The organism is Brevibacterium sp. FME17, assembly GCF_014897515.1.
Classification (GTDB): domain Bacteria; phylum Actinomycetota; class Actinomycetes; order Actinomycetales; family Brevibacteriaceae; genus Brevibacterium.
This window is the reverse complement of the sequence record NZ_JABUYD010000016.1, coordinates 45,311-62,488: the sequence shown is the minus strand read 5'-3', so window position 1 is coordinate 62,488 and position 17,178 is coordinate 45,311. Positions and strand designations below refer to the sequence as shown.

The following is a 17,178-nucleotide window of genomic DNA, read 5'->3' as shown; positions in this document are numbered from 1 at the left end:
TGATGAACGGGCCGCTTTCGGCTCTGCCTCCTGCCGTGGCATAGGGTGGATAGCGATCATACGGGCAGCGGACGCGAAGGAGCAGTCATGACAGACATGACGGTGGACAACTCGGCGGTGGACCGCCTCGAATCCGCACTGACGGGACGAATCGACCGATCCGCGATGGACACGATCTCCGAGCTGGCACATGAGGTCCCGTTGCCCGAGCTGACCCGGCTCGTCCACACGAGCACACCCGTGGAGTCAGCGGTCCTCTTCCGCATCCTGGACAAGGATGATGCGCTCGCTGTGTTCGAGAACCTTCCGCCGGGTTACCAGGCCGAACTCATCCAGAACCTCCGCGAACCAGATGTCGCCCACATCGTCGAAGGCTTGGACCCCGACGACCGCGCCGAACTCTTCGGCGAACTGCCGGCCAATGTCGCCCGCAGGCTGATGAGCGGCCTCAATGCCAAGGAACGCGAGATGACCACCGCGGTCCTCGGATACCCGAAGTCTGCGATCGGACGGTACATGTCCCCGGAGGTCCTCAGCCTCCACGACGACTGGACCGCCGGCGAGGCGATGGAAGTCGTCCGGGCCCGCATCGACGGTCCCGAGACCGTCTATCTCCTCCCCGTGGTCGGCATCGGACGCGTCCTCTCCGGCGTTGTGTCCCTGCGTAACCTCATCGCGGCAGACGCCAAGGACCTGGTCAGTGACTTGGTCCGAGATTCGATCAGCACACAGGCGCTGACGGACCGTGAGGTCGCCGCTCGTCAGTTCCTCTCCCACCGGCTCATCGCGATGCCCGTCGTCGATCAGGAGGACCGCCTTGTCGGCATCCTGACCATGGACGACGTCCTCGACATCGTCGATGAGGAGGACGCCGAGGACATCGCCCGCGGCAGCGGTTCCGAACCCCTTGACCGTTCATACCTCTCGAGCACCATCTTTCGCCTGGTCAGGAGCCGCATCGTCTGGCTGCTGGTCCTCGCCGTCTCCGCGATCCTCACGGTGCAGGTCCTCGAGGTCTATGAGGACCGCCTCGATCAGGTCGTTATCCTCGCCTTGTTCATTCCATTGCTCACCGGCACCGGAGGCAACACCGGCAACCAGGCCGCGACCACCGTGACCCGGGCGTTGGCCGTGGGCGAGGTGAGAATCCGCGACCTCTGGAAAGTCATCTGGCGCGAACTGCGTGTCGGAGCGATGCTGGGAGCCGTGCTCGGGCTATTGGGATTCATCGTCGCCGGCCTCGTCTATGGGTGGCCGATCGGTCTGGTCATCGGACTCACCCTGCTCTCGGTGTGCATGATGGCCGCGACCGTGGGTGGGCTGATGCCGATCATCGCGAAGAGGGTCGGAGCGGATCCAGCAGTATTCTCCAACCCGTTCATCTCCACCTTCTGCGACGCCACGGGCTTGATCCTCTACTTCTCGATTGCGACGACGGTTCTGGGACTGAGCTGAGAACTGCGCCCTTGGGCTGCGCTCAGGCTGACTGCGCTCAAGCCGACCAGGCTGCCCACAGCTGCGAGTAGTGGCCACCGGCTGCGACCAGCTCTTCGTGTGTGCCCTCTTCAACGATTCGACCGTGCTCCATGACGAGGACACGGTCCGCAGTCTCAGCCTGGCTCAATCGGTGGGCAACGACGAGTGCTCCGCGCCCGTTCAGCGCGGCCTTGGCCGATTGTTCGAGGACTTGGGCCCCGGCCGACCCGGCCTCGGCCGTCGCTTCATCGAGGATCGCGAAGTCCGGGTCGGCGAGCACCAGGCGGGCCAGTGCGATCGACTGTTCTTGGACCGCGGTGAGTCTGGCACCGCCATCGCCGACCTCGGTCTCCAGGCCTCGAGGAAGTTCGGTGGCCCAACCTGCTCCCACTGTGTCCAGTGCAGCCGCGATCTGTTCGGCCGTGGCATCCGGGACCGGCAGAGCCACGTTTTCACGCAGCGTGCCGTTGAAGGTGTGCACCTCCTGAGCAACCATCGAGATGTGGCCGCGCAGTATGTCTTCCGGCAGGTCGGTCAGCGACGTTGACTGTCCCGCTTGCCTCGCCGAGGTGGTTGTGAGTCCGGCCCGACCGCGGGTGGGTGAGGACAGGCCAGCAGCGATCCGAGCCAGCGTGGATTTCCCGGCCCCCGTGGTGCCGACGACGGCGACGACCTCGCCGGGACTCAGGCGCAGACTCACACCTTTGAGGACGTGCTTGCTCGAGTCCGGGTCCTCATCATAGGTGAACCACAGGTCCTCAAGAACCATTGCGGGTCGGTCGATGCTGATGTCGGTCGTCCGCCTCGGCGAGGTCGATGCTTCGTCGATGACGCCGACCATGCGAGTCAGCGAGGCTCCGGCTGATTGGATCTGGTCGAAGAGCCCGACGAGGGCTCCGATGGGGTTGAACAGGCGGTGGAAGACAAGAGCCGCAGTGGTCACGGCACCAGCCGTCGTCTCACCGGCGAAGACGAGAACGAATCCGGCGATGAGGAGCAGGGAGAGGACGACAGCCTCGGCGCGGTTGTTGCGTCCGAAGGCTCGGGTAAGGAAGCTGAAGACGCCGATCGAGAGGTCTCGGGCCTGCCCGGAGGCGGAATCGATGCGCGTCAGCTCCCCAGATTCGGCGCGGTAGGCACGCAGTGTGCTGGCACCGGTGAGGCCGCCGAGGAGACGTCCCGCGCGACGGCCGAAAGCTGCGCGCTCTTCCTTGTAGATCGGCTCCGAGCGGGGCAGATACCAGCGCAGGGTGAGCCAGTACATCGGCAGCGCAACGAGGCCGACGATGCCCAGGCGCCAGTCGATGGCAGCCAGACCGGCGGCGGAGACGATGACGAAGAGAAGCGATTCGACCACGAGCGGCAGCACCTGCGCCGCCGCCTCGCTGATCTTGCGGGAGTCGTCGGCGACCCTCGAGACCAGATCACCTGTTCCTGTGGATTCGATGCGCTGGGATTCGAGGCTGAGTGCGGATTCGACGACCTGTGTACGCAGGTCAGCGACGATGGGCATCGCGATATGGGCCAGTGCCCAGGCTCCGATCCAGGTGCCCAAGGCCATGATGACACCTGCGATGGCCACGGCGATAGCACAGGTGATGACGAGGTCTGAACCGGCTCCGGCGGGCAGCTCGTCGACGAGGCGGCCGATCGCCCACGGTCCGACGAGTCCGGCACCGGCATTGGCGACCCCGGCGAGAACGAGGACGAGCAGCCACCCCCACCGGGCCCGAAGCAGAGGCGCCAGATGCGCAAATGAACGGCGCCTGGAGGCGATGGACAGGGTGGTCTGGGTGGTCTGCTCGCTCATCGGGTCACCGCGTTTCGGTAGGCCTCGGCGGACTTGTTGTCGGCGGCGAGGAGATCGGCATGTCTGCCGACGACGCTCGAGCCTGTGGCGGGTACGAACACAACGGTCTGTGCCGCGGCGAGGAATGCCGGTGAGCTGGTGAAGATGAGGGTTGCGGCGGTGCCGCGTGAGCTGCGCAGGTCTTCGAGTCCGGCCGCGATCCGTGCTTCGGTGACGGCGTCGACCGCGGTGGTCGGTTCGTGGAGGACGAGAACCCGGGGGGCGGCGTTCAGGGCCCGGGCCAGGGCCACACGTTGGCGCTGGCCGCCGGAGAGGTTGCCGCCGAGTTCCTGGATGCGGTGGTCGAGTCCGGTGTCGACGAGGTCGAGGAGTTCATCTGCGCCCGAGGCCGCCAGCACCTCGGCGGCCACAGGGGCATCGTCGGTGCCGAGAATCATGGTGATGTTGGAACGGATTGTGCCCTCGAACAGGTCGACGGTGTGTGGGGACACGATCATCTGGTCCAGTTCTGTGCCGCGAGCGTGGGTGCTCAAGGCTGCGATCAGTGCGGCCTCAGACTCGGATCTCTCCACGACGATGCAGGTCAGGGAGCCTGTTGGAGTGTCGAAATCGACGTGTCGGCCCTCCCCCACCTCCCAATCGCGGACGCTCAGATTGTCCTCGCCGAGGTGGATCTGAGGCAAGTTGGTCACGTCCGACTCGAGCTCCGACTCGTCGATGTCCAGCAGGAGCCGGGAGATCCGCTGGGCGGCTCCGTGTGATTGGGCGAAGAGGCCGACGATCTCGGCCAGGGCCCGCATCGGTTCGGTGAGGAATGCGGTCATGCCGAGGATGCCGATGAGTGCGCCCACGCTCATCTGTCCCTCGATGAGGCGCAGCCCGGCGACGATGAGGACGATCGCGAGCACGACCGACATGACCAGTGCCCCAAGCCCAGCGAGCCGTCCGGTTCTCTCACCGGTGGCGATGCCGGCGGTGGCGGCCTCGTCCGAGGTGGTCCGGTAGCGGCGCACGGCCCAGGGCTCTCCGCCCATAGCCTTGATCACGCGCAGTCCGTGCATGAGGTCGGAAGCTGACCTGCCCGCTCGTGCCACGGCTTCGAGCTGTGCGCGGGCCTTGGTGGACACCGATCGTCCGGGCAGGGCCACGATGACAAGTCCGATGGGGACGGCGATGAGGACGACGAGTCCGGTCACGGGGTCGGCGATGAGGAGGAAGACGGCGACCGTGATCATGCCCAGCACCGAGGCGATTCCACGCCCTAACTGGGCGAAGGACTGTGCTGCCGTGTCCGCGTCCGCCGAGGCGATCGAGAGGACTTCGCCGGAGGCACGGTCGGATGGCAGGTTCGCCGAGGTCAGAGCCGCGTGGGTGATCTCGACACGTAGTGCGTGCGCTTCATGTTCGCGGGCGGAATTGCAGAATCGGGCGCCGAAACGGTAGCCGAGGCTGAGCACGGTGAAGAGCAGACCGACGCCGATGATCGAGACGATGAGCATCGGAAGGGACAGGGGCATGATCGCGCGGTCGACGATGATTCCGATGGCGACGGGCACGAGGGCTTCGCAGACCTGCCACAGCGACATGGTGATGACGCCGGGGAGGAGGAGACCGAGGCGCCGACCAGCGGCTCTGCGGAGGAGGAGCGAACCTGATGTGGGAGTCTGCGACACGAAAGCTACCCTAACATTTCGCAGCGAGACATGACGGTCCCGCTGAGGTTTAACATGGCTTCATGGGCAAGAGACTTGATGGCAACATCGCATCAGCGGCTGACCGCACCATCGTCATCACAGGTGGCAACAGCGGGATCGGCCGGGCGGCAGCATCCATGCTTGCCGGCATGGACGCTCGAGTGGTGCTTGCGGTGCGCAACCTGCGCAAGGGTCGGACCGCAGCACAGACGATACGCGGCAACGTCGAGGTACGTCACCTCGATCTCGCCGACCTCAGTACAGTGCACGACTTTGCTGAGGAGTTCAGCGACCCGATCGACATCCTCATCAACAACGCCGGGATCATGGCCCCTCCCCTCGGGCACACCGCTGACGGATTCGAATCGCAGTTCGGGACCAACCACCTCGTCCATTTCGCTCTGACCAACCTTCTTCTCCCTCAGATCCGCGATCGTGTCGTCACGGTCTCCTCGATGGCGCATCGGATGGGCAGCATCGAATTCGATGACCTCAACTGGGAGCGCAGAACGTACAAGCCGATGGCTGCGTACGGCCAGTCGAAGCTCGCCAACCTGCTCTTCACATCCGAACTGCAGCGACGGCTCACCGAAGTGTCCTCCCCTATCATCGCGACCGCAGCTCATCCGGGCCTGGCCGCAACGAACCTTTATCGACGGCAGGGGAACCGGCTGCTCGCGTCGGTCGCCGAGGCGGTCATCGGCCTAGTCTCGCAGAGCGAACAACAGGGTGCCGTACCGACACTGTGCGCCGCCACAGCCGATATCCCAGGCAACAGCTATGTTGGCCCACGAGGCTTCAAGGAGACTATGGGTCAGCCGAAGCTCGTCGGACGTTCTGCTGCCGCTAAAGACACTGAGGTGGCGCGGCGTCTGTGGACGGTGTCGGAGGAACTGACGGGCGTGGAGTTTCCGCTGTAGGCTCAGCAGTTCTGCGTACTGTGCCGACTTTCTCCGTCTTGCTGGGTCATTCTTTCGGCTAAGTCATTCATCGCCTCGGCGATCGACCGCGCTGCTTCGCTGAGTTCAGTGGCTTCTGCTGAACTCTTCGCATCAAGACTGCCGTAAGGAGTCGGAGTCTGCTTGGGAGTCGATCGGACTCGCGTGCCTGCAGGATCCGAAATCGCATCGACGTCGAAGATGACACGATCGGCGCGGTGCCAGGTACAGAAATACTCAATCACTTCACCCTTGTCATCACAGCTGGTTCCTTCGAGGACCAGAAGCGGGGCCGCTGAATGCAGCCCAAGCACAGCGGAGAGCTCTTCCGAAGCTGACACGGCCCTCACCTGGCGGTGGCCAGCAGTCACCGGCACTCCATAACGCTGCCGCAGGGTGTCATGGAGTGAGGAATCCACCAGATCCTTCGCTTCGAGCCCCGGTACTAGGCGACGAGGGAGCCATGTGTGAATGAGGGCGATCGGCTCACCATCAACGCTCCGGCGACGATTGAGAGCAAGCAGATCTGACGTGCCCAACGCCTGTTGCGCACGAGGGTCCTCGCCGCGTTCAAGCGAGAGGACTTCAGTTGTCACCGAATCACCTGAACTCGAGAACTGGGTCGAGAGTCCTGACATCTTCTGCACGGCGCGGTGATGCTCGTGCTGTGGAGCTACTACACTTCCGCGGCCGCGGCCGCGTTGGATGAGATTGTCGTTAGTCAGCGCTGCCATCGCCTGGCGGACGACGGAGCGCGAAATGCCGAACTTCTTCTGAAAGTCCGCTTCTGTGGGCATCCGCGTGCCAGGAGGCAACGCACCGCCGGATATTCCTTCTCGGATGACTTCGCTCAACTGCCGGTGGAGAGGCTCGTCGTGAGCGGAGTCGAGGACGTTGGCATTCAGGTCATCGATCCACATTTCCGCTCCTCTCCGTTCGGCAGACTCAGCGTAACAGCCGCTCACATGGCTTGGGCTGCATCCCAAACGACGTTCCATTCGGGAGCCAAGGTTGCGGCCCGCTCGATCGACAGGACGAGGCTGGCTTCGCGGGCGATGCCCTGCCCGGCGATGTCGAACGCGGTGCCGTGGTCGACCGATACACGGACAACGGGAAGTCCGACTGTGATATTCACTCCGTCATCACCGTAGACGGCTTTGAATGGGGCATGTCCCTGATCGTGATAGCACACGACTACGAGATTGTAGTTACCGCGCACAGCGGCTGGGATGAGTGCGTCTCCTGGCAGCGGGCCGACCACGTTGAGGCCCTGTTCGCGTGCTGCTTCGACTGCTGGAGCAAGAACATCGGCATCCTCGTCGCCGAACAGGCGGTTCTCTCCCGCGTGCGGATTGAGTCCTGCGAGTCCGATCATTTCCTCGGGTTTGCCCATGGAGTCTGCGAAGGCGCCGGCCAGTCTGAGGACACTCAGTGTGCGATCGAAGGTGATGTTCTCGATCGCCTGGCGCATCGACACATGGGTGGTCAGGTGGAAGAAGTAGAGATCTCCGGCAGAAAGAACGAGTGAGTAGTCTTTGACACCGAATTCATTAGCCAACAGTTCGGTATGACCAGGGAAGTTGTGACCGCCGGCATGCATGGCCGCTTTATTGAGAGGTGCTGTGACGATCCCGTCGACTTTTCCTTCCCTGGCGAGCCTGCAGGCTTCGACGACGAATCGGTAAGAGCCGTCCCCGGCTGCCTCGCTGAGTTCGCCTACGCCGACATCGGCCAGGGAGGAGCCGACTTGAATGACCTCGATGGTGCCCGGAATGTTCTTCGCTTCTGCCGGGGCTCCGATCTCACGCACGGATCCAGCGTCTCCACCGACGAATTCGACGCCTCGTTTGAGGGAGGCGATGTCGCCGATGACGACCGGGGTGCACTTCTCTCTCAGGTCATCATGCCCTATAAGGGACTTGGCGGTGATCTCCGGCCCGATGCCTGCGACATCGCCGAGGGTGATTGCCAATACGGGGAGGGTCATTGCGCTGGTCCTTCGTTGTTGTTGTGAAAACTATTGTGCAGAAGCTCTTCTGCGATATCTGTGACGTCGGTGGGACGTCCGAATCCTCCGGCTTTCGTCACGACTGTCGTGCCATGAGCCGATCCGCCCTCAATGGTTCCGATCGGGATACCTTCTCGGATGGTCGAGTGAATGCGGAGCCGCACCGCGCCGAGGCGGTTGAGCACGGCCCGTGCACCCTCGCCTCCCAGCAGCAGGAGACTCGTGGGAGTGGTGTCGTGCATCAGCAGTTCGGCCGCGTCGGCGAGGAGAGCCGCGACGAATTCGGTGGAATCTGTCCTCTCTTCGGGGGCGTTGACGATCACTATCGGCGCATCTGAACTGCTGGAGGAGAGGGCTTGGAGCCAGGCGAGCCGAGCCGAATCATTGAAGACTGAATCCAGATCAGGAGTCCACATTGCAACCTCGTTGCTAAGAAGCTCGGACAGGGTTGCGACTTGGTCTCTGGTGACGGTGTGCAGCGAGCTGGCGACGACGATCACCCGTTCTGAACTGCCCTGCGCCTCAGCCGGGAAATCGAGACCGCTCCGCCACACTCCAGCCAGCGCGGCGGCGAGACCTGCCGAGCCGACCGGGACGATATCGTCACCGAACTCAGCGATTGCCTCGGCAATGGCGTCCAGGTCAGCCGATTCAACGGCATCGATCGTGATGACGGATGACGTTGAGCGTGCGGCCCTGATCGACGACACCAGCGAGTCACGCGTGAAGACGCCACCATGTGGAACCCTCACCCTGATGCTCCCGGGAAGGAGATCGGACATCGAACTCGTCGTGACCGGAGTGACCGGGTCACGCCCAATCGCAGTTTCATGAACCGCAGTCCCGTTGACCTGCAGCTGACCGTCAACGACCGTCCGACCCATCGCAGGATAGGCCGGACAGACAAGGGCGAAGGCCTGCGGATGATCTGATTGCCAGGCGGCCAGAGCGCCTGCGATATGGGAGGAGACTGTTCCGCGCATGGTCGAGTCGATCTTGAGATAGACACGAGTCGCGATGTGCCTTCCCGACAGGACAGCTCTCTGCGTCCGATCCTGCGCATCTGCACTGGCCAGTGTGCGAGAGTCGGTGACCCGCGCGTTGACGGTTCCCGGTGGCTGCTGATCATTGTCATCGTCGCTGAGCACGAGCGCCGTCGTCCACCCTGCCTGGGCGAACTGCACTGAGGAGTCGGTGGCCCCGGTCAGATCGTCGGCCACAACCAGCACAGACGCAGCTTCCGAAGGCAGTTTCGAAGCCGAAATGGATTCAGAAATCGATGCCACTGTCACAGACCCTCAGTTCGCAGCGGCTGCGCTTGCTCGTCCGAACCCTGGTTCTGCTTTTTGATGCCGCCCTGACGCTTGAGTACCCAGGCGGCCAGTAGCGGAGCGAGGACCGCAGAGACAAGGACAGCTGAGGCCACCTGAGCCGTGGCAACTTCCATATACGGTTCGAAGCTCGGATCGGCTCCCGCGATGATCGCCGGGGTTGCGATCGCATTGCCGGCCGTTGTCGCCGAGGCGATTCCGATACCTGACTGCTTGCCTCGTCGCAGAATCCAGCGGTAGCCGAAATAGGCGAGTGTACCGGTGATGACTGTGGCGATCGCGCCGACGAGGAGACCGGAGAGTCCACCGGTGACGACGTTGCCTAGGTCGATTCCGGTACCGAGTGCGAAAGCGAAGAACGGGATGACCATGTTGGGGATGGGACGCATGATCTCGGTCCACTTTTCATCGAGGTTTCCGACGATGATGCCGATGACAAGCGGAATGATCGCCGCAAGCAGAAGCGTGTAGGGAATGTCGGCCAGGCCTGCTGCTCCGAGGAAGAGCATCGAGAAGAAGGGGCCGTCATTGATCGCTGAGGCCATGTAGGCACCTCGGTCGCGTGCGTCTCCGTAGCGGCCGGTGAAGGCGAGCCACAATCCGCCATTGCTGTTGTCCATTGTGACGATAAGCGCCAGGATCGAGACACCCAAAATTCCCTCGATGCCGACGAACTGTCCCAGCAGCACGACGAGGCCGGCCGGAATGATCGACTTCGTCAGCAGAATGGTACCGGTCGTCGCCAACACCGGCCCCGAGGTTTTGAGCGTGATCTGCATGCCTGTGGCAAAGATCAGAATACCGATGAGCGGCAGTGCGCTATCGCGGAACAGCGCCGAGGTGAAGTTGCCCAGCTCGAGGAACCCGGGGAAGAACGTTCCGACGACTGAGCCCAGGATGAGCGGGATCAGCATGATCCCGCCCGGAATCCGGTTCATCCCGTCGAAGAGTGGAACGCGACTGGTGGTCTGTGATTCGGCAGCCATGGCGAATCCCCTTTTTAAGAGCCGTAGTGAGTAAATAATCGTCTATGTAGGTACTCAGTGTACGTACAATTGATCTGATCGCCAATACCCATCTGAGTTCACTTCATGGGCACCATCACATGACCGGGCCGAACTCGGGTTCGGAGTTCGCTAAGTACTCAATTATCGATCCGTACAGTGGGCACATGACTGTACTGCGCAATGTCCACGTAACCGACACCGAAGGCAATTGGAACAGCGAGCTCGTCGACGTCGAATTCTCTGCTACGATCACCTCGATCCGGCCTGCCTCAGAACCCGACAACAAAACCGCACGCTTCCTGGTGCCGGGTCTCATCGACACTCATCTTCACCTCGGTGAACGAGAGAAGCTGGTCACAGCGCTGCGTTCGGGACTGACAACGGTGTTGGATTTGGGTACCCACCCTGATTCTCGCGTGCACGAGCTGCGAGCCGATGCCGAACTGCCATCGATCTTCAGTGCCGGTTCGGCCGCCTCGGCGCCTGGCAGCACCCAGATCGAGATGATGGGATTCCCTGCCGAATCCGGCGTCACCAGCCCCGACGACGCGAAGCGATTCCTCGACTGGCGAGTCGACAACGGCGCCGATCTCATCAAGATCATCATCGAGGACCCTGCCGCCACAGAGGTCCCAGCCCTAAGCATCGATACGCTGAGGGCGATCGTCGATGGAGCACATGCGCGTGGGCTGCTGACCGTGGCACACGTCGTCACAGCGGCGGCCTTCGACCGCGGTCTCGACGCCGACGTCGACGTCCTCACCCATGCCCCGCTCGACCGACCGCTGGAACCGCGGACCCTCGAGCGGATGCGCGAACGCGGCACCGTCGTCTCCCCCACGCTCGTGATGATGCGGGCAATAGCCGACGCCCGCCTCGGCGAACATGCGGATGCCGCTTTTGCGGTCGCACTCGACAATGTCCGCGCCATGATCGACGCCGGAGTCACGGTCATCGCCGGCACCGATGCGAACGAAACTCCGTTCGCCCCGGTCCACCACGGGTCCTCGCTGCACGACGAACTCGACTACCTCATCACCGCCGGGATGACGAGCGCAGAGGCGATCCGGGCAACCACATCCTCAGCTGCCGAGGCGCTGAGCCTGCATGATCGCGGTCGGATCGTCGAAGGTGCCCGGGCCGACCTCGTCCTCGTTGACCGCGATCCGCTCAGGAACATCGGCGCTCTGCGCACCCCCGCCGAGGTATGGGTGGCAGGAGTCTCGCGGCACCGCTCCTAGGGTCGACCGTTCCAAATCAGCTCCTACCGGAATGCCTGCTCACCGGTGATGTGGCGGCCCAGGATGAGCGTGTGGACCTCGTCGGTACCTTCGTAGGTGCGCACCGATTCGAGATTGTTCGCGTGCCGCAGCGGTGAGTATTCGAGTGTGATGCCGTTGCCGCCGAGCATCGAGCGAGCCTCCCTGCAGATGGCGATCGCCTCGCGGCAGTTATTGAGCTTCCCGACCGAGATCTGGATCGGGTCGAGCGTGCCGGCATCCTTGAGTCGCCCTGTCTGCACGGCCACGAGGATTCCCTTCTGGATCTCGAGCACCATGTTCACCAGCTTCTGCTGGGTGATCTGGTAGCCGGAGAGAGGTTTGTCGAACTGGAGACGCTCCTGGGAATATTTCAGCGCCACCTCGTAGGAGTCGCGGGCGGCGCCCATCGCACCCCACATGATTCCGTAGCGGGCCTCGTTAAGGCAGGAGAACGGACCCTTCAGTCCCGTGACATCGGGCAGAACCGCCTCAGCGGGTAGATGGACATCGTCGATGTCGATGTCGCACTGGATGGAGGCCCGCATCGAGAGTTTCTGCTCGATGGGTGTTGCCGTGAATCCGGCGGTCTCGGTGGGCACGAGGAACCCGCGGATGCCGTCATCGGTGACGGCCCAGATGACGGCGACGTCGGCGATGGAGGCGAGGCCGATCCACCGCTTGGCCCCATTGAGCACCCAGGAACCATCGTCATTGCGGGTGGCTGTGGTGGCCATCGATCCTGGGTCGGATCCAGCTGTGGGTTCGGTCAGGCCGAAGCAGCCGATGATCTCGCCCTTCGCCATGCCCGGCAGATACTGGTTCTTCTGCTCTTCGGAACCGAATTTGTGGATCGCGGACATCGCCAGCGATCCCTGCACGGAGACGAAGGTCCGCAGACCGGAGTCTCCTGCTTCGAGTTCCAGTGCGGCGATTCCGTATTCGACGGCCGAACGTCCGGGGCAGCCGTAACCGTGCAGGTGCATTCCCAGCAGTCCGAGCTCGCCCATCTCCCTCACGATCTCGCGGGGGAAGACCGCGTTCTCGTACCAGTCGGCGATGTTCGGGCGGATCCGTGCGTCGACGAACCCACGGACCTTGTTGCGGAGTTCGATCTCGGTCTCGCTGAAGAGCCCTGCGAGGTTGAGGAGATCGGATTTATCGATGTCGACGCTGTCCTGCGCAGTGGCGGTGGCCGTGGTCATATCAGGCTCCTTGCGTGGTCGTGGTCGGTGATGTTGAGGCTCCGAGGAGGTCGTCCGTATCGGCCCCGAGCTCCGGTGGCGCCGAGCGTACAGGTGGGCGGACGCCGTTGAAGTTGACCGGGAAGGCCACCTGTCGCATCGGTCCGGCGGTGGGATGTTCGACCGTCTGGACCATCCCCAGAGCCTCGGTCTGCGGATCGGCATAGACCTCGTCGAGGTGTTTGATCGGTGCGGCGGGAACGCCGGTGGTCGAGAACAGCGCACACCAGTGGTCGACGGTATTCGTGCGTAGGGTGCGGGAGAGCTCCTCGTTGAGGTATTCGCGGTTCTCGACTCGACCGCGGTTGGCCGACAAGCGTTCGTCACCACCGAGGTCTGGTCGGTCGATGGCTGTGCAGAGCCGCTGCCAGAGGGAGTCGTTGCCGATGGCGATGACAAAGTAGTCATCGGCGGCAGGGTAGGCCTGGTAGGGCACGAGGTTGGGGTGACCTGAGCCCAGAGCCTGTGGGCGTTTGCCGTCGGCGAAGTAGTTCGTCGCCCAGTTCACGTGCAGTGCCAGCTGACCCTCGTAGAGCGAGGTCGTCAGGTATTGGCCCTTGCCGGTCCGGCTGCGTTCGAAGAGCGCGGAGACGATGCCGATGATGCCGAACAGGCCCGCCCCCAGGTCACCCATGGCGAACCCGGACTTCATCGGGGGGCCTCCGGCCTCACCGGTCAGGGACATGAGCCCACCCCGAGCCTGGGCAACCATGTCGTAGCCGGGTTCATCGCGCATCGGCCCGTGGTCACCGTAGGCGGAGATGTGGAGGATGACGAGGTGCGGGAACTTCGTCGAGAGCTCCTTGTAGTCAAAGATCGTCTGCAGGGAGCTGCCAGGCCTGAAATTCTCAACAAGGACATCGGCCCCAGCCAACAGTTCGTGGACCTGCGCCTGTCCCCGAGAGGATTTGAGGTCGATCGTCACGGACTTCTTGCTGTGATTGGCTGCGTGGAAATAGGTGGCATCGGCCCCGACCATGGGCGGGCCCCAGGCACGTGTCGGGTCTCCCCCGTCCGGATGCTCAACCTTGATCACCTCGGCACCGAGGTCCGCCAGTGACATCGTGGCATAGGGACCGGCGAGGATCTTCGAAAGATCGATGACGCGCACGCCGGCGAGTGGCCCTTCGAAGGTCCTACCTGCCGCGGTGGTCGCATCGGGGGTGGGCTCTGTGTCTGTGGTTCTCACGAATTTCTCCGGTGTCGTGTGTGGCTTCAGGCCACGGGTGCAGGGAGTGAGGACAGCGCTTCGCGGGTCACGCTTGCCCCGTCGACGATGTCTTCGAAATGGGCGAGCGTGTCGACGACGGCAGTTTCATCGGCGCTGATGTTGCCGCCGATGAAGGCCTTGGCGACGAGCAGCTTGCGGAAGTTGGTGTCGCGGGTGACTTCGGCATCGGCCTGTTCGAGCAGCAGGGTAGCCATGATCAGCTGTGCTAGATCGTCGGCATAGCCGCCGATGAGAGCCTCAGCAACATCCGACTCGGCGCCCAGGATCACGTCACCGCGGTCGACGATCGCCGTCCACCGGGTCAGGAGCTCACGGACCTCAGGGCCCGCCTCGGCGAGGGTGATGGGAATCAGCTTCTCTTCCATCGTCTTCGCCAGGAGGCGGTGGGTGTCTTGTTTGCGCATGCAACGCAGCACGTCGAGGGCGATGACATTGCTCGAGCCTTCCCAGATGGAGCCGAGGTGGGAATCGCGGACGAGGCGAGCATCGGGCCATTCTTCGATGTAGCCGCGACCGCCGCGAATCTCCATCGCCTCTCCGGTGACGAAGCGAGCCCGTTTGCAGATGTAATGTTTGGCCAGCGGGGTGAGCACGCGGATCTGCGCGGCCGCGGACTCGTCGCCGGCGTCACCGCGCTGAAGCATGTCACCGCAGTAGAAGACGAGCCCGAGTGCGGCCTCGGCTTCGGCCTGCAGCGGCAAAAGGGTCATCCGCATCAGTGGCGCCTCGATGAGTGGCTTGCCGAAGACCACCCGTGTGCGGGCGTGGGCGAGCGCTTCGTTGATCGACCGGCGCATGAGTGCGGTGGCGCGCATCGCATTGGACAGGCGGGAGGTGTTGACCATCTCCGCCATCTGCCGAAAGCCGCGGTCGAGCTTCCCGACCTGCACGGCGTAGGCACCGTCAAGGGTGACCTCGCCGCTGGGCATCGATCGGGTGCCCAGCTTGTCCTTGAGACGGTCGATGACATAGGAGTTCTTCGACCCGTCCGGGCGACGTTTGGGCAGCATGAAGAGTCCGACACCGCGTGTGGTGTCATCGCCGCCGGGGAAGCGGGCGAGGGTGAGGATGATGTCTGCGTCGGGATTCGAGGCGAACCATTTGCGCCCGGAGAGCTTCCAGTTCTCACCGTCACGTTCGGCCACCGTCGAAGTCTGGGCGATGTCCGTGCCCGCATGGATCTCGGTCATGAACATCGCACCGGTGAACCGATGATCGGGATCAGTTGAGATCAGACGATCGATCGCCTCGGTGATCTGCTGACCTTCACCGAATTTCCGCAGGGTCCTGGCAGCGGCATCGGTCATCGACACGGGACAGGCCAAACCGAACTCGGCCTGGACGAAGACGTAGGAGAGGATGTACTTCACCAGGTGAGGGGGCAGGTCATCCCAACCATGGAGACCGCGATGGGAGAGCGCGGAGAGACCGTACTCCTCGTAGGCGGCCTTCTGCAGCTCTTGGTAGCTGGCGTGGTAGTCGATGGCATCGACCCGGTCGCCTTCCCGATCGAACTGAGCCAGAGTCGGCGGGTTCTTGTCGGCCACGTCAGCCAAGGGTGCGAGCCGCTCGGCCGCATCGGCGCCCAGGGCAGCGAGCACGGGGGCCAGGCGATCCCGATCCGCCGGCTCGAGATAGGACTCGATGAGGGGCTGCAGGGCTGGGTCGAGATCGACGTAGTTCATTGTTCCTTCTCTGGTCATCGGTGGCTGCTGTGCTGATCGGTGAAATCGGTGGTGATCAGATGCTCGTGGTGGGTGTCGTGACGGCGGGTTCTGTTGGGGTCGCCGAGGTGGTGCTTGCTTTCGCCTGGTGCCCGGCTTCTCCTTCGCGGTTGATCCAGGATTTGCCGCGCAGCAGGAGCGACATGCAGACAATGGAGATTAGGACGTATCCGAGGCCGAGGCAGACGACGACCCAGATCGATCCGGTGGTGCTGAGCAGGAACTGGCTGAGGAAGGGTGCGGTGCCGGCGAACAGCGCCGTCGAAACCTGGTAGGCCACGGAGATCCCGGTGTAGCGGATGGTGGTGGGGAACAACTGGGCGAGGACGCCGGCTAGTGCCGCGTAGTACATTGCGTGGGGCGCGGTGGCCAGGACCATGCCGAGCATCGCCAGCCCGAAGTTGCCGGTCTGGATAAGGAGGAACATCGCCGGCAGCAGCACCAGTTCTGGCAGCAGCATGACGAGGATGGCTTTTTTGGTGTCGATCTTCGACGCAAGGATGGCTCCGAAGGGCTGGATGATCACCTGGGCGATGAGGGCCACAGTCACGATCTGAAGGAATTCGGTGCGCCCGAAATCCAGGTCGGTCGTCGCCCAGGACAGAGCGAAGGTGGTTTTGACGTAGGTGATAGCCACGCCGGTGACGACGGCACCGATGGCCAGGCCGACGACCTTCCAATGGTCGCGCAGCAGCTCGACGATCGGGGTGCGCGTCTGCGGTGCTTTCTCCGTCGCCGCAATCATCTCGGGAGATTCGGTGATCTTGAGTCGAATGTAGAGTCCGACGAGGATGAGAATGGCAGAGGCGAGGAAGGGAATCCGCCAACCCCAGGAACCGAAGTTCTCCGCGCTCATATAGGTCAGTCCGAGGAAGGAGACGGTAGCCAACAGGTTGCCCACCGGCGAACCCTGCTGTGCAAAGGCACCGTAGAGGATTTTCTTGCCCGGAGGTGCGAACTCGGTCGCGATGAGGACCGCACCGCCCCATTCGCCTCCCATGGCGACTCCCTGGATGATCCGGAGGAGGACCAAGAGGATCGGAGCCATGAAGCCGATCTGCTCGTAGGTGGGCAGGAGGCCGACGCCGACCGTGGCCATCCCCATCAGCAGGAGTGTCGTGATGACGGTGTTCTTCCGACCGAATTTGTCGCCGAAGTGACCGAAGATGACGCCACCGAGTGGCCGGGCGATGAAGCCGACGGCAAACGTGGCGAAGGCAGCGAGTGTGCCCATGGCGGGGCTGACTTCCGGGAAGAAGAGTTTGCCCAGCACCAGCGCCGAGGCGGTGCCGTAGATGTAGAAGTCGAACCATTCGATGGTGGTGCCAACGAAGGCTGCGGTGCCTGCGCGGCGCCCCTGCTTGGGATCGACTGTCGAAGCTGGTGTCGCGTCCGTGTCGCGGATCGACGCTGATCCAAGGTTGCTCATGTCTGCTCTCTCGTTGCTGGAGGTGGT

At 63.2% G+C, this 17,178-nt stretch carries 13 protein-coding genes; 3 read left to right on the top strand and 10 right to left on the bottom strand.

The window, feature by feature from the left end; all coding sequences use genetic code 11:
• Window positions 1-87: 87 nt before the first annotated feature.
• On the top strand, window positions 88-1,455 hold the full coding sequence (gene mgtE, locus INT40_RS14340) for a magnesium transporter (RefSeq protein WP_101571884.1): 1,368 nt from the start codon (window positions 88-90) through the stop codon (window positions 1,453-1,455).
• Window positions 1,456-1,492: 37 nt separating this feature from the next.
• On the opposite strand, the gene INT40_RS14335 is transcribed toward mgtE, so the two are convergent.
• Together INT40_RS14335 and INT40_RS14330 are read right to left on the bottom strand one after the other, a co-directional pair.
• A complete protein-coding gene (locus tag INT40_RS14335; RefSeq protein WP_193096365.1) occupies window positions 1,493-3,286 on the bottom strand; it encodes an ABC transporter ATP-binding protein in 1,794 nt (597 codons plus the stop codon).
• Window positions 3,283-4,959, bottom strand: coding sequence for an ABC transporter transmembrane domain-containing protein (locus INT40_RS14330; protein WP_193096364.1), 1,677 nt, complete (start codon window positions 4,957-4,959; stop codon window positions 3,283-3,285). The genes INT40_RS14335 and INT40_RS14330 overlap by 4 nt, the downstream gene beginning before the upstream one ends.
• A 62-nt stretch (window positions 4,960-5,021) precedes the next feature.
• Between INT40_RS14330 and INT40_RS14325 the strand changes: the two genes are divergently transcribed.
• Window positions 5,022-5,900, top strand: a complete 879-nt coding sequence (locus tag INT40_RS14325) for an oxidoreductase (RefSeq protein ID WP_193096363.1) — start codon at window positions 5,022-5,024, stop codon at window positions 5,898-5,900.
• Between the two features lie 2 nt (window positions 5,901-5,902).
• Here the strand turns inward: INT40_RS14325 and INT40_RS14320 are convergent, their stop codons facing one another.
• From INT40_RS14320 to INT40_RS14305, 4 genes are read right to left on the bottom strand one after another with little or no spacing between them, the layout of a single operon-like run.
• Window positions 5,903-6,838, bottom strand: a complete 936-nt coding sequence (locus INT40_RS14320) for a GntR family transcriptional regulator (protein WP_180958958.1) — start codon at window positions 6,836-6,838, stop codon at window positions 5,903-5,905.
• A 41-nt stretch (window positions 6,839-6,879) separates the two neighbouring features.
• Window positions 6,880-7,905, bottom strand: coding sequence for a 4-hydroxythreonine-4-phosphate dehydrogenase PdxA (gene pdxA, locus INT40_RS14315; protein WP_193096362.1), 1,026 nt, complete (start codon window positions 7,903-7,905; stop codon window positions 6,880-6,882).
• Window positions 7,902-9,155: a four-carbon acid sugar kinase family protein gene (locus INT40_RS14310; protein ID WP_193096361.1), complete on the bottom strand. Its 1,254-nt coding sequence runs from the start codon at window positions 9,153-9,155 to the stop codon at window positions 7,902-7,904. The genes pdxA and INT40_RS14310 overlap by 4 nt, the downstream gene beginning before the upstream one ends.
• A 59-nt stretch (window positions 9,156-9,214) precedes the next feature.
• Window positions 9,215-10,243 carry a 2-keto-3-deoxygluconate permease gene (locus tag INT40_RS14305; RefSeq protein WP_193096360.1) on the bottom strand — a complete coding sequence of 343 codons (1,029 nt, stop codon included), beginning with the start codon at window positions 10,241-10,243 and terminating at the stop codon, window positions 9,215-9,217.
• Window positions 10,244-10,428: 185 nt separating this feature from the next.
• Here INT40_RS14305 and INT40_RS14300 point away from each other — a divergent pair, with 185 nt between their 5' ends.
• Window positions 10,429-11,505 carry an amidohydrolase family protein gene (locus INT40_RS14300; RefSeq protein WP_193096359.1) on the top strand — a complete coding sequence of 359 codons (1,077 nt, stop codon included), beginning with the start codon at window positions 10,429-10,431 and terminating at the stop codon, window positions 11,503-11,505.
• A 23-nt stretch (window positions 11,506-11,528) separates the two neighbouring features.
• Here the strand turns inward: INT40_RS14300 and INT40_RS14295 are convergent, their stop codons facing one another.
• Genes INT40_RS14295 through INT40_RS14280 form a run of 4 tightly spaced genes read right to left on the bottom strand, consistent with a single transcriptional unit; the run spans window position 11,529 to window position 17,151 of the window.
• Window positions 11,529-12,728 (bottom strand): acyl-CoA dehydrogenase family protein, encoded by a 1,200-nt coding sequence (locus INT40_RS14295; protein WP_193096358.1) that lies wholly within the window; start codon window positions 12,726-12,728, stop codon window positions 11,529-11,531.
• A 1-nt stretch (window position 12,729) separates the two neighbouring features.
• Window positions 12,730-13,956, bottom strand: coding sequence for a CoA transferase (locus INT40_RS14290; protein WP_319022001.1), 1,227 nt, complete (start codon window positions 13,954-13,956; stop codon window positions 12,730-12,732).
• Window positions 13,957-13,982: 26 nt separating this feature from the next.
• Complete coding sequence (locus INT40_RS14285; RefSeq protein ID WP_193096357.1) at window positions 13,983-15,683, bottom strand: acyl-CoA dehydrogenase family protein; 1,701 nt, start codon at window positions 15,681-15,683, stop codon at window positions 13,983-13,985.
• A gap of 55 nt (window positions 15,684-15,738) precedes the next feature.
• On the bottom strand, window positions 15,739-17,151 hold the full coding sequence (locus tag INT40_RS14280) for an MFS transporter (protein WP_101571863.1): 1,413 nt from the start codon (window positions 17,149-17,151) through the stop codon (window positions 15,739-15,741).
• Between the last annotated feature and the right edge of the window lie 27 nt (window positions 17,152-17,178).

Bases quoted from the DNA above. Each gene is read 5' to 3' on its own strand.
- INT40_RS14300 (WP_193096359.1), top strand. From the start codon at position 10,429: ATGACTGTACTGCGCAATGTCCACGTAACCGACACCGAAGGCAATTGG.
- INT40_RS14295 (WP_193096358.1), bottom strand. From the start codon at position 12,728: ATGACCACGGCCACCGCCACTGCGCAGGACAGCGTCGACATCGATAAA.
- INT40_RS14325 (WP_193096363.1), top strand. From the start codon at position 5,022: ATGGGCAAGAGACTTGATGGCAACATCGCATCAGCGGCTGACCGCACC.
- INT40_RS14335 (WP_193096365.1), bottom strand. From the start codon at position 3,286: ATGAGCGAGCAGACCACCCAGACCACCCTGTCCATCGCCTCCAGGCGC.
- INT40_RS14305 (WP_193096360.1), bottom strand. From the start codon at position 10,243: ATGGCTGCCGAATCACAGACCACCAGTCGCGTTCCACTCTTCGACGGG.
- INT40_RS14285 (WP_193096357.1), bottom strand. From the start codon at position 15,683: ATGAACTACGTCGATCTCGACCCAGCCCTGCAGCCCCTCATCGAGTCC.
- mgtE (WP_101571884.1), top strand. From the start codon at position 88: ATGACAGACATGACGGTGGACAACTCGGCGGTGGACCGCCTCGAATCC.
- INT40_RS14280 (WP_101571863.1), bottom strand. From the start codon at position 17,151: ATGAGCAACCTTGGATCAGCGTCGATCCGCGACACGGACGCGACACCA.
- INT40_RS14320 (WP_180958958.1), bottom strand. From the start codon at position 6,838: ATGTGGATCGATGACCTGAATGCCAACGTCCTCGACTCCGCTCACGAC.
- pdxA (WP_193096362.1), bottom strand. From the start codon at position 7,905: ATGACCCTCCCCGTATTGGCAATCACCCTCGGCGATGTCGCAGGCATC.